This is a genomic window from Streptomyces sp. NPDC001443 (assembly GCF_053597355.1).
The window spans coordinates 442,382-461,534 of sequence record NZ_JBSFIA010000001.1 but is presented as its reverse complement, the minus strand read 5'-3'; the positions used below and the strand labels follow the sequence as shown (position 1 = coordinate 461,534).

At 73.1% G+C, this 19,153-nt stretch carries 17 protein-coding genes; 3 read left to right on the top strand and 14 right to left on the bottom strand.

All coding sequences use genetic code 11. The annotated features are described in order from the left end of the window. Positions 1 to 74 precede the first annotated feature (74 nt). Positions 75 to 1,409: an ammonium transporter gene (locus tag ACWC24_RS01940; protein WP_450660854.1), complete on the top strand. Its 1,335-nt coding sequence runs from the start codon at positions 75 to 77 to the stop codon at positions 1,407 to 1,409. Continuing rightward, entirely contained in the window at positions 1,406 to 1,744 is a 339-nt protein-coding gene (locus ACWC24_RS01935) for a P-II family nitrogen regulator (protein WP_152884130.1), read from the top strand. The genes ACWC24_RS01940 and ACWC24_RS01935 overlap by 4 nt, the downstream gene beginning before the upstream one ends. Here ACWC24_RS01935 and ACWC24_RS01930 read toward each other — a convergent pair. The 10 genes from ACWC24_RS01930 to ACWC24_RS01885 all read right to left on the bottom strand — a co-directional run bounded on the left by ACWC24_RS01930 (position 1,638) and on the right by ACWC24_RS01885 (position 11,982). Next, the gene (locus ACWC24_RS01930) at positions 1,638 to 2,714 is read right to left on the bottom strand and encodes a WxL protein peptidoglycan domain-containing protein (RefSeq protein WP_450660853.1); all 1,077 of its coding nucleotides are present in this window, start codon (positions 2,712 to 2,714) and stop codon (positions 1,638 to 1,640) included. The two genes, ACWC24_RS01935 and ACWC24_RS01930, sit on opposite strands and share 107 nt — an antisense overlap. A 144-nt stretch (positions 2,715 to 2,858) precedes the next feature. Continuing rightward, positions 2,859 to 4,187, bottom strand: coding sequence for a beta-xylosidase (locus ACWC24_RS01925; RefSeq protein ID WP_450660852.1), 1,329 nt, complete (start codon positions 4,185 to 4,187; stop codon positions 2,859 to 2,861). Positions 4,188 to 4,473: 286 nt separating this feature from the next. Next, positions 4,474 to 4,827 carry a cytidine deaminase gene (locus ACWC24_RS01920; RefSeq protein WP_450660851.1) on the bottom strand — a complete coding sequence of 118 codons (354 nt, stop codon included), beginning with the start codon at positions 4,825 to 4,827 and terminating at the stop codon, positions 4,474 to 4,476. 95 nt (positions 4,828 to 4,922) lie between these two features. Next, positions 4,923 to 5,951 carry a S66 family peptidase gene (locus ACWC24_RS01915; protein WP_450660850.1) on the bottom strand — a complete coding sequence of 343 codons (1,029 nt, stop codon included), beginning with the start codon at positions 5,949 to 5,951 and terminating at the stop codon, positions 4,923 to 4,925. Between the two features lie 48 nt (positions 5,952 to 5,999). Next, complete coding sequence (locus tag ACWC24_RS01910) at positions 6,000 to 6,359, bottom strand: MmcQ/YjbR family DNA-binding protein (protein ID WP_450660849.1); 360 nt, start codon at positions 6,357 to 6,359, stop codon at positions 6,000 to 6,002. Next, a complete protein-coding gene (locus tag ACWC24_RS01905; protein ID WP_450660848.1) occupies positions 6,356 to 7,666 on the bottom strand; it encodes a hemolysin family protein in 1,311 nt (436 codons plus the stop codon). Before ACWC24_RS01905 ends, ACWC24_RS01910 begins: the two co-directional genes overlap by 4 nt. Next, positions 7,663 to 8,160 carry an rRNA maturation RNase YbeY gene (gene ybeY / locus ACWC24_RS01900; protein WP_450660847.1) on the bottom strand — a complete coding sequence of 166 codons (498 nt, stop codon included), beginning with the start codon at positions 8,158 to 8,160 and terminating at the stop codon, positions 7,663 to 7,665. Before ybeY ends, ACWC24_RS01905 begins: the two co-directional genes overlap by 4 nt. Positions 8,161 to 8,173: 13 nt before the next feature. Beyond that, the gene (locus ACWC24_RS01895) at positions 8,174 to 9,232 is read right to left on the bottom strand and encodes a PhoH family protein (RefSeq protein ID WP_450660846.1); all 1,059 of its coding nucleotides are present in this window, start codon (positions 9,230 to 9,232) and stop codon (positions 8,174 to 8,176) included. A 144-nt stretch (positions 9,233 to 9,376) separates the two neighbouring features. Next, positions 9,377 to 10,537 carry a carbohydrate kinase family protein gene (locus ACWC24_RS01890; RefSeq protein WP_450660845.1) on the bottom strand — a complete coding sequence of 387 codons (1,161 nt, stop codon included), beginning with the start codon at positions 10,535 to 10,537 and terminating at the stop codon, positions 9,377 to 9,379. Between the two features lie 152 nt (positions 10,538 to 10,689). Further along, positions 10,690 to 11,982, bottom strand: a complete 1,293-nt coding sequence (locus ACWC24_RS01885; RefSeq protein WP_450660844.1) for a glucarate dehydratase family protein — start codon at positions 11,980 to 11,982, stop codon at positions 10,690 to 10,692. A 299-nt stretch (positions 11,983 to 12,281) separates the two neighbouring features. On the opposite strand from ACWC24_RS01885, the gene ACWC24_RS01880 reads away from it, so the two are divergent. Beyond that, entirely contained in the window at positions 12,282 to 13,532 is a 1,251-nt protein-coding gene (locus ACWC24_RS01880; RefSeq protein WP_450660843.1) for an MFS transporter, read from the top strand. A 48-nt stretch (positions 13,533 to 13,580) separates the two neighbouring features. Here ACWC24_RS01880 and ACWC24_RS01875 read toward each other — a convergent pair whose 3' ends face one another. From ACWC24_RS01875 to ACWC24_RS01860, 4 genes are read right to left on the bottom strand one after another with little or no spacing between them, the layout of a single operon-like run. Then, entirely contained in the window at positions 13,581 to 14,573 is a 993-nt protein-coding gene (locus ACWC24_RS01875; protein ID WP_450660842.1) for an adenosine deaminase, read from the bottom strand. A 20-nt stretch (positions 14,574 to 14,593) separates the two neighbouring features. Continuing rightward, the gene (locus ACWC24_RS01870) at positions 14,594 to 15,499 is read right to left on the bottom strand and encodes a ribonuclease Z (RefSeq protein ID WP_450660841.1); all 906 of its coding nucleotides are present in this window, start codon (positions 15,497 to 15,499) and stop codon (positions 14,594 to 14,596) included. A 6-nt stretch (positions 15,500 to 15,505) separates the two neighbouring features. Continuing rightward, a complete protein-coding gene (locus ACWC24_RS01865; RefSeq protein ID WP_450660840.1) occupies positions 15,506 to 15,859 on the bottom strand; it encodes a histidine triad nucleotide-binding protein in 354 nt (117 codons plus the stop codon). A gap of 56 nt (positions 15,860 to 15,915) precedes the next feature. Then, positions 15,916 to 19,134 carry a S41 family peptidase gene (locus tag ACWC24_RS01860; protein ID WP_450661043.1) on the bottom strand — a complete coding sequence of 1,073 codons (3,219 nt, stop codon included), beginning with the start codon at positions 19,132 to 19,134 and terminating at the stop codon, positions 15,916 to 15,918. Positions 19,135 to 19,153: the final 19 nt, after the last annotated feature.

Below are 19,153 nucleotides of genomic sequence, written 5' to 3'. Positions count from 1 at the left end.
GAAACACCCCTGTGCACAACCGGAAACGCCCACCGGTGACCCTCTGACGAGCCCCCCATCCCGTTGGAGACACCGTGACCCTGGCCGCGCCCCTCTCCGCCCCTCTCGCCGAAGGGCGCATCGACACCGGCGACACCGCCTGGCTGCTCGCCGCCACCGCCCTCGTCCTGCTGATGACCCCCGGTCTGGCCCTCTTCTACGGCGGCATGGTCCGCACCAAGAGTGTCCTGAACATGCTGATGATGAGCTTCGTGTCGATCGCCCTGGTCACGGTGGTGTGGCTGGTCGCCGGCTACTCGCTCGCCTTCGGCGACGACGTCGCGGGCGGCCTCCTCGGCGGTCTCGGCCACCTCGGCATGGCGGACCTGGGCCCCGACAGCGTCCACGGCAGCGTGCCGACCCTGCTCTTCGCCACCTTCCAGCTCACCTTCGCTATCGTCACGGCCGCGCTGATCAGCGGCGCGGTCGCGGACCGGGTGAAGTTCGGGGCGTGGCTGGTGTTCGTCCCCGTCTGGGCGCTGCTCGTATACGTACCCGTCGCCCACTGGGTGTGGGGCCCGGGCGGCTGGATCGTGGAGCACCTCGGCGCCCTCGACTTCGCCGGCGGGCTCCCCGTCGAGATCACCTCCGGCGCCTCCGGCCTCGCCCTGTGTCTGGTGCTCGGCCCCCGGCTGGGCTTCAAGAAGGACGCGATGCGTCCGCACAACCTGCCGATGGTCATGCTGGGCGCCGGTCTGCTCTGGTTCGGCTGGTTCGGCTTCAACGCGGGCTCCGCCCTGCACGCCGACGGCCTGGCCGCCGCCGTCCTCCTCAACACCCTCGCGGCCGGCGGCACCGGTCTGCTCGGCTGGCTCTTCGTGGAGCAGCGGCGCGACGGCCACCCCACCACCCTGGGCGCCGCCTCCGGCGCGGTCGCGGGCCTGGTCGCCGTCACCCCTTCCTGCGGCTCGGTCTCCCTGCTCGGCGCGCTGGCCGTGGGTCTCGCCGCCGGTGTCGTCTGCTCGTACGCGGTGAGCTGGAAGTTCCGGTTCGACTACGACGACTCCCTCGACGTCGTCGGGGTCCATCTGGTCGGCGGAGTCGTCGGCACCCTGCTCATCGGGATGTTCGCCACCTCGCGGATGACCGGTGGCGTCGCGGGCCTGCTGGACGGCGGCGGGCTCGGTCTGCTCGGCCGGCAGGCGGTGGCGGTCGCGGCCGTGGCGGCGTACGCGTTCACGATGACGTACGGCATCGGCAGGCTGCTGGACCGGCTGCTCGGGTTCCGGGCGAGCGAGGAGCAGGAGCACACCGGTCTGGACCTTACGGTGCACGCCGAGACGGCTTACGATCACGGGGTCCTGGGCCACGGCGCCCCGGTCGGCCACTCCGCCCTCCCCTCCGCGCAGAAGGTCAAGCCCCAGGCATGAAGCTCATCACCGCGATCGTCAAGCCCTACCGCCTCGACGAGGTCAAGACGGCTCTCCAGGAGCTCGGTGTGCACGGTCTGACCGTCACCGAGGCCAGCGGCTACGGCCGCCAGCGCGGGCACACCGAGGTGTACCGGGGCGCGGAGTACCGGGTGGACCTGGTGCCCAAGGTCCGGATCGAGGTCGTCGTCGACGACGCCGAGTCCGACGCCGTCATCGACGCCGTCGTCAACGCGGCACGGACGGGGAAGATCGGCGACGGGAAGGTGTGGGCGACGCCGGTCGAGACGGTGGTGCGGGTACGGACCGGCGAGCGCGGCCCCGACGCACTCTGACCAGGAGCACCCCGCCGACGACTCCGGCGACGAACACCACCGCCAGCAGCAGCCACGGCAGCGCGAGGAACGACGCGCTCGCCGTCTCCCGGGTGCCCTGGGCGCTGGCCGTCAGGGTGACGTCGCCCCGGTCGAGCTGGGGCGCGCCGTGCCAGGGCTCGCTGAGCCGGACGCGCTGCCCCGGCAGCAGTTCGGCGGGGATCCGGGTCAGGGCGCGGCTGAGGAGCGTACGCCCGAACAGGCCCCGGGCGGTCAGCTCCACCTTGGGGTCGAGGGTGACGTTGCCGGTGTTGCGCAGGGTGTAGGAGATCGTCGCCGTGCTGGCGCCGAGGCCGGGCACGAGCGGCTGGTGGTGGCTGATCCGGACGTCCTCGACGGAGATCGCGGGAAGGGCGGGGCCGCTCACCCGCAGGTAGACACGGGCCCCGACGGCCCGCTGCACCCCGAGGGCGAGCGATCCGGAGCCGGCGCCGACGCGTTCGTCGAGGGCCACGATGGCGCCGGGGTGGTCGCCGGGTTCGGCGTCCCGGGGCACCGTCAGCGTGACGGGCACGGTGACCGAGCCGTGGGCGGGCACGGTGACCCGGCCGCGCGCCGGCTTCGCCCAGGCACCGACCCCGCGCATCCGCTCCTTCAGCGTCCGCACGGCGAATCCCCCGTCGCGGGCGGTGTTGTAGGCGTCGGCCGCGTAGAGGCGGAAGGTCAGGGGCGAGCCGGTCTTGTTGGCGACGACGACCTTGTCCCGGACGGTCTGGCCGGGGTCCGCCAAGACGTAGAAGTAGGGGCGTGCGGCGGCGGCCGGGGAGGCCGGGTAGACGGACCAGCTGCCGTTGTCGGCGGCGTGCGCGGGGGCCGCCGTGCCGGCGAGGAAGAGGCTCAGGAGCAGGGACAGCGGCAGGAGCAGCCGCAGCGCCGGGAGCGGGGCGGCCGGACGCGGCGCCGAAGGCAGGTGCAGGTGCGGCTTGGGCATGGGTGCGGACCCCCGCTGAGGTGATCGAGCCGGACGGACGAGCCGGGACGCATGAGCCGATATGGACGGGCCGGTACGGACGGGCCTGGGTGGACGGGCGGGTGCGGACCCGTGGCGGGGCGCCCGTCCCCCGGAAGGGCACGGTCAGGTGAGCGTCAGCGTGAGGATGCCGGAGTACGTGCCCGGCGGGGTGAACGCCGGTACGTTCAGCGACAGTTGGGCGTCCACGGTGAACTCGCCGCCGGTGAGCGCGGAGTCGGGGGTGGCGGCCAGCGTCGCCCCCGAGGTGCCCACCGTGCCCGCCGAACCGGCCTGGCAGGTGCTCGGGCTGCCCGCCTTGGTGGCGCAGGCGGGGGTCCAGCTCAGCTTTCCGGCGTCGATCTTGGCGCCGGGGCCGGTGAAGTCGGTGACCTTGCCGGTCAGGGACCAGCCCGCGGGTCCGCCGCGGAAGTCCTTGACGGTCACCGTCCGGAGGGATCCGGCCGAGGCGCCGCCCTGGCCGAAGTCGACCGCCGACAACTGCACCGCGTCCCCGGCCTGGGACATGGACAGCGTCCCCGCCCGGACCGTGGTGGTCAGCTTCTGGCTGCCCTCGGGTACGGGCGTGTTGTCGACGACGACATAGGCGGCGGGTCCCGCTCCCTTGTCCGAACTCCACGCGCCGCCCTCGTACGCCACGACCCCGGTGGTCGTCCTGTCGTTGACGACGAGCGGGCCGCTGAAGGCGCCCTGGGCGTCGGCGGTCACGGTCGCCGTGTCCGCGGTCTGCGTGGTGCCGGCCCGGCCGGCCAGGGTGACGGTCGCGCCCGGGGTGAAGTCGCTGCCGGTGACGGTGACGCTGTCACCGGGGTTGCCGGAGGCCGAACCGAGCGTGATGGCACGGGTGTTGGGCTGGCTCACGTCCGTCGCGGTGACGGTCTCGGAGACCGGCGCGGGCGGGGTGATGACCGTGCAGGGGGTGTCCAGCTCCAGGATGTAGCTGGTGTGGATGTTGTAGTCGCCGGGCGAGAGCGTGATCGCGCCGGGCGCGGTGACCGTGAACGTGCCGGTCATGGAGAACGACGGGAAGGCGCCCCGCCCCGGCACCGGGTCGTTCTTCTTCGGCCCGGCGACCGTGACGTTGCCGGTCTGCGCCCCGCCGAGGACGACCGTGCCGGTCGGCGTCATGATGTCGGCCGGCAGGGCGAGGTCGGTGGGGTTGCTCGCGGCGGCCGTGACCACCGTGTAGGTGACCGTGACGGTGTCGCCGACCTTGGGGCTGGTGTTGTCCACCGCGATGTTCGCGGTGGTGGTGCCGTCGATCGGCGGGAGGCCCGCGATCGCGGGCGGGATGCAGTGCGCGGCGAAGTCCACGTTCGTGGACGCGGCTCCGGCCGGACAGGCGAGCGCGCCGCCCGCGGTGACCGCGAGCGCGGTCGCCCCGAGCAGCGACGCCCACCGGCGCCATAGGGATCTCCGGGGTTCTGGACCCATGCTTGCCCCCTCTGAGGATGCGGGCGCAGCGGCTCGTCTGCGCCGACAGGGGGCCATTGATGTGCAGGCCGCGTGAGAAGTCAATGGAGACGCGGCAGGGAAACTGACGCTGCATCAGTTTTCCTGCCGCGGAGTCCTGCCCGGGCCCGGCCGGAACCTCAGGGCTCCATTGACGCGTACGGGTCGAAGAACGGCAAGGACGAGTTCCGGACGGATCTTCGGGCCGCCGCGCAGGAGGCGCTCAGCCGCGCTGACGGTAGCGCTCAGCCCGCGGCGACGGCGGTGCTCAGCCCGCGGTGACGGTCGTGCGGACCGTGCCGTCCGGCGCGGCCACCAGTACCGGCGTGGCGGGGCCGCCCAGGTCCCGTACCGCCGCCAGGTCCTGCGCGGACGCGGACTCCGCCTCGGTCACCACCGCCGCCGCCTCCAGCGACTTCGCGCCGGACGCCACCGCCATGGCCACGGCGGTCTGGAGGGCGCTGAGCTTCAGGGAGTCGAGGGCGACGGTGCCGGCCACGTACGTACGGCCGGTCTCGTCGCGTACGGCCGCCCCCTCGGGCACAGCGTTGCGGGCGCGGGCGGACCGGGCCAGGGTGACGATCTTGCGGTCCTCGGGGTCGAGCGCGTTGCTGTCGGTCATGCCCCGAGCATACGAAGCCCCGGACCGCCCACCCGGCCACGGGGTGCACCGCCCCGCGTCGGCGGCCCGCCGCCGGGCGGGCCGGCCGGCGCCGCTCAGTCGAGGGTCTGGACGATCTCGCTGCGGGTGGCCGTGTGGACGACCCGGGCACGCGCTCCGTTCACCAGCGGCAGGTACGGCGGGACGTGGCCGCACTCGACGTCGGCGACGATCGGCACGCCGAGCGGGCCGAGGGCGTCGAGGACCGCCTCGTGCTGGGTGAGCGTACGGCCGTCCGGCGCCCCGGTGCGGCCGACGAGCACCGCGTTCGCCGCGTCGAAGAACCCCGCCAGGCGCATCCCGTGCAGATTGCGGCAGATGGTGAAGGCGTTGTCCTCCGCCGCCTCGACGTACACCAGCAGCCCCTCCGGGGCCAGGTCGCGGGCGAAGGACCGGACGTCGAGGTACGGCGTGCCCGCCAGGTTGACGAGGGTCTCGACACAGCCGCCGATCAGCCGCCCCTCGACGTCCACGTCCCCGTCGCCGTCCAGCCGGGTCCATCCGCCCGCGGTGTCCAGGGTGAGTTCGCGGACGTCCGGACGGGCGCGGTAGTCGTCCCAGCCGCTCGCGCGGTGGCGGCCCGGCGAGGTCTGGGCGAAGGGCTCGCCCTGGGGCGCGGCGACGACGTCCAGCCAGGACAGCAGCCCGTCCGGCACCCGGTAGGGGGTGTCCATCAGGTTGTTGCCGTGCACGGTGGCGACGCCGGTCAGCAGCGTCAGGGGCGTCATCAGGGTGGACAGGTCGGAGAACCCGACCAGCCAGGTCGGCTCGGCCGCGCGCAGCCGGTCGAAGTCGAGCAGCGGCACCAGGTCGATCGCGGTCTCCCCGCCCCACGGCGGCACCACGGCCCGGATACCGGGGTCGGTCAGCATCTCCATCAGCTCGGCCGCCCGCTCGCCGGCCGGGGCGCTCAGATGTCCGGTGCCGTCCATGCACCGGCCGACGACCACCTCGTACCCAAGGGCCCGGAGATCGCCCACGGCCACCTCGAACCGTGCCCCGAGCTCCTTCGGGACCCCGCTCGAGGGCGAGGTGACGCCGATACGGTCACCGGGGCGCAGCGGGCGCGGGTATCGAACAGACATGCGCGGATTCTGGCACGGCACCGGGACCGACGGCAGGGAAATCCGGTGTCAGGGCCGGTCCAGGCGGAGCCGCTGCGCCCTGGGCAGACCGGCCACCACCAGGTCGTAGGAGTCCTCGACGAGTTCCCTGACCAGCCGGTCGGGAAGAGCGCCGTCGGCCGTGACGGTGTTCCAGTGGCGCTTGTTCATGTGGTACCCGGGGGCGATCAGTCCGGGGTGCTCGTCCCGCAGCCGGACCGCGTCCTCCGGGTCGCACTTGAGGTTGACCGTCAGGGGCCGCGCGTCCAGGCCCGACAGGGCGAACATCTTGCCCAGGACCTTGAAGACGGAGGTCTCCGGATTGAACGGGAAGTCCTCCACGGCCGCGTTGAACGACAGGCACAGGGCGCGCAGCTCCTGGGGGGTCACTCCGGCTTCGTCTCCTTCTCGTCGCCCGGTCCGGCGACGCCCACCGGCTCCACCAGGACCGTCACGATCTTGTTCCGACGCCCTGCGGAGGCCTCCGCGGTCAGCCGCAGCGCACGGCCGTCGGGGAGTTCCACGGCCGCCGAAGCACCGGCGATGGGCACCCGGCCCAGCGCCTTGGCCAGCAGTCCGCCGACGGTCTCCACGTCCTCGTCGTCGTACTCCTCCAGGCCGTACAGCTCGCCGAGGTCGGTGATGTCCAGGCGGGCGCTGACCCGGTGGCGGTCCTCGCCCAGCTCCACCACCGGCGGGATCTCCCGGTCGTACTCGTCGGTGATCTCGCCGACGATCTCCTCCAGGATGTCCTCGATGGTGACGATGCCGGCCGTGCCGCCGTACTCGTCGATGACGACGGCGACGTGGTTGCGGTCCTGCTGCATCTCGCGCAGCAGGTCGCCGGCGTTCTTGGTGTCGGGCACGAAGGCGGCGGGCCGCATGGCCGTCGAGACCAGTTCGCTCTCCGCGTCGCGGCTGATGTGCGTCTTGCGGACCAGGTCCTTCAGATACACGATCCCCACGATGTCGTCCTCGCTCTCGCCGGTGACGGGGATGCGCGAGAAGCCGGAGCGCAGGGCGAGGGTGAGGGCCTGCCGGATGGTCTTGAAGCGCTCGATGACGACGAGGTCGGTGCGCGGGACCATCACCTCCCGCACGAGCGTGTCGCCCAGCTCGAAGACCGAGTGCACCATGCGGCGCTCGTCGTCCTCGATCAGGGACTCCTTCTCGGCGAGGTCGACCAGCGCGCGCAGTTCCGCCTCGGAGGCGAACGGGCCGCGTCTGAAGCCCTTGCCGGGGGTGAGCGCGTTGCCGATGAGGATCAGCAGCGAGGGGATCGGGCCCATGATCCGCGCGAGCGGCAGCAGGACGTACGCCGCCGCCGTCGCGGTGTTGAGCGGGTGCTGGCGGCCGATGGTGCGCGGGGAGACGCCGACGGCGACGTACGACACGAGGACCATGACCCCGATGGCGATCAGCAGGGCCTCGGGGGTGTCGTCGAACTCCTTCAGGCTGCCGTAGGCGACCAGCGCGGCCGCCGCCATCTCGCAGACGACCCGGACCAGCAGCGCCACGTTGAGGTAGCGGGTGGGGTCGGCGGCGATCTGGGACAGCTTCGCGCTGCCGCGGCGGCCGGACTTCACCGCCTCCTCGGCGCGGAAGCTGGACACGCGTGCCAGGCCCGCCTCCGCGCAGGCGGCGAGCCAGGCGACGACGATCAGCGCGATCGCGCCGAGGACGAGTGGCGCACTCATGAAACGGTGGGAGCCGGAGACGGGCCGGTCAGGCCGTTCTCCGCGCGCCAGCCGTCCACGATGGCGGCCTGGAGGCCGAACATCTCGGCCTTCTCGTCGGGCTCCTCGTGGTCGTAGCCCAGCAGGTGCAGCACCCCGTGGACGGTGAGGAGCTGGAGCTCCTCGTCCATGGAGTGCTCCGTGGGCGCCTCCTTGCCCTGGCGTTCGGCGACCTCGGGGCAGAGCACGATGTCACCGAGGAGGCCCTGCGGGGGCTCGTCGTCGTCCTTCGACGGCGGACGCAGCTCGTCCATCGGGAAGGACATGACGTCCGTGGGCCCCGGCAGGTCCATCCACTGGATGTGCAGCTGCTCCATGGCGTCGGCGTCCACGACGATCACCGAGAGCTCGGAGAGCGGGTGGATACGCATCCGCGTGAGCGCGTAGCGGGCGATGTCGAGGATCGCCTGCTCGTCGACCTCGGTTCCGGACTCGTTGTTGACGTCGATCGACATGGTGCTGACTTGTCTACTTCCGTTTGGTGCGGCCGCCCTTGTGGGTGCCGTTCTCCGTACCGTTCTCGCTGTCGTACTTCTCGTACGCGTCGACGATACGGCCGACCAGCCTGTGCCGGACGACATCCTGGGACGACAGCCGGGAGAAGTGGACGTCGTCCAGGCCCTCCAGGATGTCCTGCACCTGCCGCAGGCCGGACTTGGTGCCGTTGGGAAGGTCGACCTGGGTCACGTCACCCGTGATCACGATCTTCGAGTCGAAGCCGAGCCGGGTGAGGAACATCTTCATCTGCTCGGGGCTCGTGTTCTGGGCCTCGTCCAGGATGATGAAGGCGTCGTTGAGCGTACGGCCGCGCATGTAGGCCAGCGGCGCGACCTCGATCGTCCCCGCGGCCATCAGCCTCGGGATCGAGTCCGGGTCGAGCATGTCGTGCAGCGCGTCGTACAGCGGACGCAGGTACGGGTCGATCTTCTCGTACAGCGTGCCGGGCAGGAAGCCGAGGCGTTCGCCGGCCTCCACCGCGGGGCGGGTCAGGATGATGCGGTTGACCTGCTTGGACTGCAGGGCCTGCACCGCCTTGGCCATGGCGAGGTAGGTCTTGCCGGTGCCCGCGGGACCGATGCCGAAGACGATCGTGTGCTTGTCGATCGCGTCGACGTACCGCTTCTGGTTGAGGGTCTTGGGGCGGATCGTGCGGCCTCGCGAGGACAGGATGTTCTGCGTCAGCACCTCGGCCGGGGTCTCCTGGCCGTCGCTCGTCCCGTTCTCGCTCGCCCTCAGCATGGCGATCGAGCGTTCCACTGCGTCCTCCGTCATCGGCTGCCCGGTGCGGAGCACCAGCATCATCTCGTCGAACAGGCGCTGTACGAGGGCGACTTCCCGCCCGTCGCCGACCGCGCTGATCTCATTGCCCCGGACGTGGATGTCGGCTGCCGGGAAGGCCTTCTCGATCACGCGCAACAGGGAGTCGCCGGATCCCAGTACGGTCACCATGGGGTGCTGCGCGGGAACGGTGAACTGTGCTCTCGCCTGCCCCTGGACGGGGTTGCGAGCTGTGGGTGTCTGCGTCATGGGCCGGCTCTGTAGGCCTGCGGTTCCTCCTCGTCACGGCCGCGTAGCTGAGGGCGGCCTCGCGATTCCAAGGGTACGACGGTGCACCGTCAACGCCGTAGGGCTTTTAGAGCTCCGAGGTCCCACGGGCACCGTCCGCCGCGCTCACGCCGAGCGCCCGAAGCCGATCGTCGGCACCGCCCGGCGCAGCGGCCAGGGCCTGACCCGCTCCTCCCCCGGCACCAGCCGGTCCAGGAACGCGTACCGCCGCAGGGCGGCCGGATCCTGTTCCTCGACCGACTGCACCCGGCGCCACCAGGCCGCGATCTCCGCCCAGCCGGGCGCCGACAGGGAGCCGCCGAACTCCTGGACGGACAGGGCGGCGGTCAGGCCCGCGAAGGCCAGCCGGTCGGCGAGCGGCCAGCCCGCCAGGGTGCCGGTGACGAAGCCCGCCACGAAGACGTCGCCGGCGCCGGTCGGGTCCAGGGCCTCGACGGCGATCGCCGGGACCTCGGCGCTCTCGCCGGTACGCCGGTCGACCGCGTACGCGCCGTCCGCGCCGAGGGTGACGACGGCGAGCGGCACATGGGCGGTGAGGGCGTGGGCGGCGGCGCGGGGGCAGTCGGCGCCGGTGTAGCGCATGGCCTCCTCGGCGTTGGGCAGGAACGCCTCGCAGTGCGCGAGGTCGGCGAGGCCCGCCAGGTCCCAGGCGCCGGTGTCGTCCCAGCCGACGTCCGCGAAGATCCGGGTGCCCGCGCGGGCGGCCTCGGCGATCCAGGGAGCGCGCCGCCCGGGCGTGAGGGAGGCGACGGCGGCGCGCGCACGGGGGGCGTGCTCGGGGGCGCCCGCTTGATCGAGCACGGCCTCGGGGGGTGGCTCGTGGCCGTGCGAGACCATGGTGCGCTCGCCCTCGTAGGCCATGGAGACGGTCACCGAGGAGTGCCAGCCGGGGACCGTGCGGGACGGCGCGAGGTCGATGCCCTCACCCTGCTCCAGGGCGTCCCAGCAGTACTCGCCGTAGTGGTCGTCGCCGAAGGCGGCCGCCAGGGACGTGCGCAGGCCGAGGCGGGCCAGCGCGGTGGCCATGTTGGCGACGCCGCCGGGGCTCGAGCCCATGCCGCGCGCCCAGGACTCGGTGCCGCGCACCGGGGCGGAGTCGAGCCCGGTGAAGATGATGTCGAGGAAGACGTCACCGGTCAGGTACACGTCCCAGGGCGGGTCGTCGGGGGTGCGCAGGGCGGACAGCGGATCGATGTGGGTCTGCCACTGCGGGCCCGGGGTGATGGGCGACGGTCCCTTTCCGTCGTAGGCGTCGTACGCGATCACGTGGTGCCCCCTGGCGTGGTGCGGATCTGGCCAGTGTGCACCACGCCACCGACAACGTGCCGTGCGTCACGTCCGACCGCCGCCGCGACGGGGCCCTGCCCGCGACCGCCCGCCCCGGCCGTCCCGCGCGCCCCTGCCGTCCCGCCGGGCCGTCACCAGCGAGGGACCGCCGGGGTGACCCACCGCGGGTCGACGGCGCGCATCGCGGCCGCGTCGTCGCGCTCGCGCAGCCGGCCGTCGTCGAGCCAGCGCCGGTGGAGGAACTCCAGCCGCTCGCGGTCGAGGGTGACGCCGAGGCCCGGGGCGTCCGGCACGGCGACCCGGCCGCCGTCGAAGGCGAGCCGCTCGGTGAGGACGTCCTCCGACTGCCAGGGGTAGTGCGAGTCGCAGGCGTGGTGCAGGTCCGCGACGGTGGCCGCGACATGGGTCATGGCGGCCAGGCTGATGCCCAGGTGGGTGTTGGAGTGCATGGAGATCCCGACGCCGAAGGTGCGGCAGACGGCGGCGAGCTCCCGGGTGTTGCGCAGGCCGCCCCAGTAGTGGTGGTCGGACAGCACGACCTGCACGGCGCCGCGGGCGAACGCCTCCGGGATCTCGGCGAAGGTCGTCACGCACATGTTGGTGGCCAGCGGCACTCCGGTACCGGCGGCGACCTCGGCCATGGCGGGGGTGCCGAGCGCGGGGTCCTCCAGGTACTCCAGGAGGTCGCCGATCTCCTCGGCCACCCGCAGCGAGGTCGCCACGCTCCAGGCGCCGTTGGGGTCCAGTCGCAGCGGGCGCCCGGGGAACGCCTCGGCGAGGGCGCGTATCGCGGCGATCTCCTGGTCCGGCGGGAAGACACCGCCCTTGAGCTTGAAGGAGGTGAAGCCGTGGCGTTCGGTGAACCTGCGCGCCTGCTCGACGATCCCGGCCGGGTCGAGAGCTGCCCCCCAGTCGTCCTTCTCGCAGGCCGTGCCCTCGGGGTGGGCGGCCCACTTGTAGAAGAGGTACGCGCTGTACTCGACCGCGTCGCGGACCTTGCCGCCGAGCAGGGCGTGCACGGGCAGGCCGAGGGACTTGCCGAGGGCGTCGAGGCAGGCGACCTCGAAGGCGGAGACGACGGACAGGCGCAGCTTGTCGGCGGTCTGCACGCCCCGCAGACCGCCGACGTCGACCCGGCCGGAGGTGCGGGAGTCGTCGACGGCGACCTCGTCGGCGAGCGGGAACAGCGCGTTCAGGTCGCTGACCCGGCGGCCGACGAGGCGGTCGGCGAAGGGCCGGGCGAGTTCCAGGTACTTGGTGTCGCCGTAGGTCTCGCCGAGTCCGGTGACGCCGTCGGCGGTGACGATCTCGACGATCAGCCGGGGGGTGTAGGGCTGGTGCACGCCCTGGGTGTTCAGCAGTGGTGGGTCGGCCACCAGGATCGGGGTCAGCCGTACCTCGGTGATGGTCAGGTCGCGGGTCACGGGGTGGCTCCTCCGAGGTCGGGTCCGGTGGTCGGCCGGGCGGGCGTGTCAGCCATCGGAACATCATCTACATATGAAAATGAAGGTTAGATACGCGAACAGATGCCGTCAACGACACCGACCCGTGACGCACGCAAGACACATCGGCACCTCAAACGGGATGTTCCTCACATCTCATTGCGAACCCTTCTTCCCGAACGGCGCTTTTGATACAAATTGCCCGCACGTTCCCGTCGGTCGACGGCCGTCGCACCCCTCCCCGCCTTGAGCCGCTCCTCTCGCATGCCCCGGGAACGCCCGTGTCCGCGCCTCGCACCAGCCCCTGGCCCCTCGTCGCCCTTTTCACGGCCGGCTGTCTCGCCCCGTACCTGCTGCCCACCCTGGTCGGCAGACTGGACTCGGGGCTCCCCCTGTCGGCCACCCAGGCCGGGGCGGTCGGCAGTGCCCTCCTGCTGAGTTCGTCCTCCGCCGGCTTCCTGTTCGCCTCGCGCGTGGACCGGATCGGGGCGCGGCGGCTGGCCCGGATCGGCCTCGTCCTCGCCGCACTCGGCTACGGCATCGCGGCGCTCACCGGTGCCGTACCGGCCGTCGTGCTCGGCGCGCTGCTGGGCGGGTTCGGGTCCGGCACGGTCACCGCGGTGGCCGCCACCCGGATCGCCACGCAGCCCGACCCGCACCGCGCCTCGACCCTCGGTCTGCTCGGCGTCTCCGGGCTCGCCGGACTCCTCTATCTCGTGCTGCCGCACCTCGGTCCGGGGCACGGCCGGCCGCTGGCCGCGCTGGCCCTGACCGCGCTCGCCGTCTGGCCCCTGACGGGCCGTCTCCCGGCGCCCACGGCCGCCGCCCGGACCCCTCGGCGGCAGCCGGCGCCGCGGCAGCGGGCCCGGCTGCCGCGGCCGTGCCCCGGTCTCGTGCTGGTCTCGGTGATGCCCTGCTGGTCCCTGGTGCAGAACTCCCTGTGGGGGGTCAGCGGCCGGATAGGACTGACCCAGGCACACCTCACCGAGGCGGCCGTCGGCGTGGTCTTCGCCGTCGCGCTCGGGGCGGCGCTGCTGGGGGTGCTGGGCGCGCGGGCGCTGGGGCCGCGGCTGGGGCGGGCACTGCCGATCGGGGCCGGTACCGCGCTCATAGCCGGCTGTGTCGCGCTCAGCGCGTCCGCCACCGGCCCGACGACCTTCGCGATCGGCGAGATCGCCTGGAACACGATCTATCCGGTGGTGATGTCGTACGTCATCGGGCTCGCCGCCTCGCTCGCCCCGTGCGGCCGCTGGGCGGTGCTCGTCGGGTCGGCCGCCTCGCTCGGCACGGCGGCGGGACCGCTGACCGGGAGCCTGTTGTCGGCGCGGGCCGGGTTCCCCGCCATGGGCGCGGTGCTCGCCGCGGTGCTGCTCCTCGTCGCCGTGCCCATGACGGCCGTGGCGCTGCGCGCCGCCGGGCGCCCGCTGCTGCCGGGCGCGGTCCGGCGGCGGGGCGGCGGTGTACGCGTCGTCGAGGCGACGCCGGACACCCCGCCCGTCCCCGCCCGCAGCGCCTTCGACACGGTCGGCTGAACCCGCCCCCCTCGCGGGGCGGGCGGGAACGGCGGCCGGGCGGGGGGCCTACGGGAACTCGTACGCCTCCACCTCCGCGAGGTAGCGCGAGCGCCGCTCCTCGTCGTCCTCCAGGAAGGAGGCGAGGAAGGAGTTGCGGGCCAGTTCGCGCAGCCGGTCCTCGCCCAGGCCGAGGGTGGAGGCCACCGCGTCGAAGTTGTCGCCCGCGTAGCCGCCGAAGTAGGCGGGGTCGTCGGAGTTGACCGTGCACAGCAGACCGGCGTCCAGCATGGCGGGCAGCGGGTGGTCCGCCAGGACGTCCACCGTGCGCAGCCGGACGTTGGACAGCGGGCACAGGGTCAGCGGGACGCGCTCGCGCACCAGCCGCTCGACCAGGTCCGGGTCCTCCATGCAGCGCAGTCCGTGGTCGACGCGCTCGACGCCGAGCACGTCCAGGGCCTCGGTGACGTACTGCGGCGGGCCCTCCTCGCCGGCGTGCGCCACGCGGCGCAGCCCCAGGGCGGCGGCCGCCTCGTACACCTCGCGGAACTTCACCGGCGGGTGGCCGACCTCGGCGGAGTCCAGGCCGACGCCGGTGATCCGGTCGAGGTACGGCTTCGCCGCGTCCAGGGTCTCCATCGCCGACTCGGCGGATTCGTCGCGCAGGAAGCACAGGATCAGCCGGGTGGAGACGCCGTGGTTCTCCTCGCTGTGCCCGAGCGCCCGCCACAGCCCCTCGACGACCGTGCCCATCGCCACTCCCCGGGCGAGATGGGCCTGCGGGTCGAAGAAGATCTCCGCGTGCCGCACGCCCTGGGCGGCGGCGCGGGCGAGGTAGGCGTTCGCGAGGTCCTCGAAGTCCCGCTCGGTGCGCAGCACCGCCATGAGTTCGTAGTACAGGTTCAGGAAGGACTGGAGATCGTCGAACCGGTAGGCCTCGCGGAGCTCTTCCGTGTCGGCGTACGGCAGCGTGACACCGTTGCGCGCGGCGAGCGCGAACGCCAGCTCGGGCTCCAGGGTGCCTTCGATATGCAGGTGCAGTTCAGCTTTGGGGAGGGGCATCAAAGCATCGTACGGCGGTTTTATCTGCGCTTCGGAACCGGCACTCGCAGCAGATCGTGCGCCACGCTCAGCTCCCCCTCGAAGCCGGCGGCCCGCGCCTGCCGCTCGAACTCGTCCGGTTCCGTATAGCGCTGGCTGAAGTGGGTGAGCACCAGGTGCCGTACGCCCGCGTCCCGGGCCACCCGGGCCGCCTGGCCCGCCGTCAGATGGCCGTGCTCCACGGCGAGGTCCTCGTCCTCGTCGAGGAAGGTGGACTCGATCACGAGCAGGTCGCAGTCCTGGGCCAGCGCGTGCACGCCGTCGCAGAGCCGGGTGTCCATGACGAACGCGAACCGCTGCCCGCGCCGCACCTCGCTGACGTCCTCCAGGAGGACGGAGCCGATCGCACCCTCCCGCTGGATCCGGCCCACGTCCGGGCCCTTGACGCCGTGGGCGGCGAGCCGTTCGGGCAGCATCCGGCGGCCGTCGGGCTCCACGAGCCGGTAGCCGTAGGACTCGACGGGGTGGGAGAGCCTGCGCGCCTCCAGCCGGTACGCGTCCGTCACGGCGAGCGTGCCGTCCTCGGCGACGGGGACCTCCTTGATGTCGACGGTCTCGCGGTAGGCCGTGGCATAGCGCAGACGTTCGAAGAAGTACCGGCCGGAGCGCGGGTAGTGCGCGGTGATCTCGTGCGGCACCCGGTCGAGGTTGATGCGCTGGATCACCCCGGCCAGCCCCAGACTGTGGTCCCCGTGGAAGTGGGTGACACAGATCCGGTTCAGGTCGTGGGCGGCGACCCCGGCCCGCAGCATCTGGCGCTGGGTGCCCTCACCGGGGTCGAAGAGCAGACCCTCGCCGTCCCAGCGCAGCAGATAGCCGTTGTGGTTGCGGTGCCGGGTGGGCACCTGGCTGGCGGTGCCGAGGACCACCAGTTCACGTACGGACACCGTCGCCTACCCGGGGGGCCACTGCATGCCGCGCCCGCCCAGGACGTGCGCGTGGGCGTGGAAGACGGTCTGGCCCGCGCCGGCGCCGGTGTTGAAGACGACCCGGTAGCTCTCCAGCTTGTCCTCGTCCGCGACCGTCGCCGTCTCGCGTAGTACGTCCGCGGTGAGCGCGGGGTCGGCCGCGGCGAGCTCGGCGGCGTTCGCGTAGTGCGCCTTGGGGATCACCAGGACGTGGGTGGGCGCCTGCGGGTTGATGTCCCGGAACGCGACGGTCGTCTCCGTCTCACGGACGATCGTCGCCGGGACGTGCCCCGCCACGATCTTGCAGAACAGGCAGTCGTCCTGCGGCTCCCCTGCCATGCGTGTGCCTCCTCGCGAGGTCGGTCTCGTAGCAGGCATCGTAGCGAGCCGGAGGGTCACCCGACGTCCGGGCCGCCGGAGCGGTCCGGGAGATCCGGGAGGTCCGGCGGGGTCCTGGCGGGTGCCGTCTCCAGCGCCTCCAGCGCGATCCGGACGGCCTCCGCGAGCTGGACGTCCCGTCCGGCCGCGTGGTCCTGCGGGCGCTGCACCGCCTCGACGTCGGGATCCACCCCGTGGTTCTCCACGCCCCAGCCGTAACCCTCCAGCCAGAACGCGTACTTGGGCTGGGTGATCAAGGTCTCGTCGACCAGCCGGTAGCGGCTGTCGATGCCGACGACCCCGCCCCAGGTGCGGGTGCCGACGACCGGTCCGATGCCCAGCGCCTTGATCGCCGCGTTGACGATGTCGCCGTCGGAGCCGGAGAACTCGTTGGCGACGGCGACGACGGGGCCGCGGGGCGCGTCACGCGGATAGCTCAAGGGCCGTATGCCCCGCGGCACGTTCCAGCCGACGATCCGCCGCGCCAGTTTCTCCACCACCAGCTGGGAGGTGTGGCCGCCCCGGTTCTCCCGGATGTCCACCACCAGGCCCTCGCGGCCCACCTCCACCCGCAGGTCGCGGTGGATCTGCGCCCAGCCGGGCGCCTGCATGTCGGGGACGTGCAGATAGCCGAGCCGGCCGCCGGACAGCTCGTGCACGTACGCCCGCCGGTCGGCGACCCAGGCGTGGTAGCGCAGCGGCTCCTCGTCGGCGGTCGGTACGACGACCGCGTGCCGCAGGTCGCCGCCGCCGGCCGGGGAGACGGTCAGCTCCACCGGCTTGCCGGCCGTGCCCACCAGGAGCGGGCCGGGGCCGGTCACCGGGTCCACCGGGTGTCCGGCGACCGCGACGATCGCGTCCCCCGCGCGCACCGCGACACCCGGGGCGGCCAGCGGGGAGCGGGCGTCGGGGTCGGAGGTCTCCGAGGGCAGCACCCGGTCGACGCGCCAGGTGCCGTCCGGGTGCCGGGAGAGGTCGGCGCCGAGCAGGCCCTGGCGGGGGCCGCCGCCGTGGCCCCCGGGCGCGACGACGTACGCGTGCGAGGTGCCGAGTTCGCCCTGCACCTCCCACAGCAGGTCGACCAGGTCGTCATGGGTGGCCACCCGGTCCAGCACCGGGCGGTAGCGGTCCAGGACCCCCGTCCAGTCGGTCCCGCCCAGGTCCGCCCGCCAGAAGTTGTCCCGCATGACGCGGCCGGTCTCCTCGTACATCTGCCGCCACTCGGCCGCCGGGTCGACGTTCTGCCGTACCCGGGTGAGGTCGACGGTGGTGTGGGAGTCGCCGTCGTCGTCGCCCGAGGCGCGCCGGTCGCTGGGGACGACCTTCAGCCGGCCGTCGGTCCACAGCAGCAGCCGCTTGCCGTCACCGGTGACCTCGAAGCCGTCGGCGTCGGCGGCCAGGTGCTCGAGGCGCTGCCGTTCCAGGTCGTAGCGCTCCAGCTCGGTCTTGGGATCGGGGTCGTCGGGCGTGGCGCGGGAGGCGCCGAGGACCCCGCGCACCGGGTGGCGCAGCCACAGCACACCGCCCTTGGCTGCCCGCAGGGTGGAGTAGCGGGCGGCCTCGACCGGGAAGGGCACGATGCGGTCGGCGAGTCCCTCGAGGTCGATCCGGGTCGCCGGGGTGCCCTCGCTGTCGGGCGTCTCGTCCTTGTCGGGGGCCTCGAAGGGGCGGCCGTGGCGCTGCGGCCCGAACGGCGACGGGGTGGTCGCGGCCAGCGTGATCAGGTGCGGGCGGGTGCTCTCGACGAACGAGAGGTCGAAGACGTGCTCGTCGTAGACCGGGTCGAAGGAGCGGGTCGACAGGAAGGCCAGGTGCCTGCCGTCGAGGGTGAACGCGGGCGCGTAGTCCTGGAAGCGCAGCGGGGTCGCCTCGGTGACCGACAGATCGGTGGTGTTGGCGAGCCTGAGCTGGGCCAGCGGGCTCGGGCCGGGGTGCGACCAGGCGAGCCAGGCGGAGTCCGGCGAGAAGGCGAGGCCCTCCACGTCGCCGTGCTCGCTGCGGTCGACCTCGCGCACCTCGCCGGTCTCCCGCTCGACGAGCAGCAGCCGTCCGTCGTGCGCCGCGACGGCGGCCCGGCTGCCGTCGGGCGCCATCGCCAGGTCCAGGACCCGGCCGAGCCGTCCGGCGGCGATCCGGCGCGGGGTCGCGCCGGGGGCGAGGCCGGTCGAGGGCGCGAACTCCAGGGCGTCGTCGCCCTCGGCGTCGGTGACCCACACCACCCACTCCTCACCCTCCGTGCGGAAGGCGCGCGGCAGCCGGGCGCGTACCCCGGGCCGGGCGGCCAGCGCGCGGGCCGGTCCCGCCCGGTGGGTGACCCAGTGCACGGCGCCGCGCACGGCGACCGCGCTGCCGCGCCCGGTGTGGTCGGGGGAGGCGGAGTCGAACCAGCGGCCGGCGTGCACCGGGTAGGGCCGCCGGTCGGTGCGCTGCCCGCCGAGGCGGACGTCGAGGCGGCGCGGCTCGGCGCCGTCGAGGTCGTCGAGCAGCCAGAGTTCACCGGCGGAGGCGTACACGACCCGGCGGCCGTCGCTCGCCGCGTGCCGGGCGTAGAAGCCGCCGAGGGGAGTGTGCCGGCGCAGGTCGGAGCCGTCGGCGAGGGAGGAGTACAGCGCGCCGGTGCCCTCGTGGTCGGAGAGGAACGCGATCCGCTCCCCCACCCACACCGGGAACTCCAGGTTGCCGTCCAGGTCCTCGTGCAGCCGGGTGAACTCGCCGTCGTCCTCACGGTCGATCCACAACTTGCCCGCCGTGCCGCCGCGGTAGCGCTTCCACCAGGCGGCCTCACGGCCCATCGGCGCGGACAGCAGCACGGTGTGCGGCCCGTACGCCACGTCCCCGACGGGCCCGTACGGCAGTACGGCGGCCGGTCCGCCGTCCAGCGGGACGGCGCGCGCCCAGGTGCGGCGCGGACTGGCCTGGCCCTGGGTGGTGAGGGCGAGGACCCGGCCGTCCGGGGTCCAGCCGCGCACCCTGGTCGTGGCGCTGCCCCAGTACGTCAGCCGTTCGGTGGGGCCGCCGTCGACCGGGGCGATGTGCACCTCGGGGGCTCCGTCGCGGGTGGAGGTCCAGGCGACGGTGGTGCCGTCGGGCGAGACGCGCGGCATCGTCACGGGCATGTTGTCGGCGCTGACCCGCCAGGCCCGACCGCCGTCCAGGGGCGCGAGCCATACGTCGTCCTCGGCCGTGAAGGCCACCAACTCGCCGTGCAGGTGCGGAAATCGGAGGTACGCCGACATGGGGGCGGAGGCAGCAGGC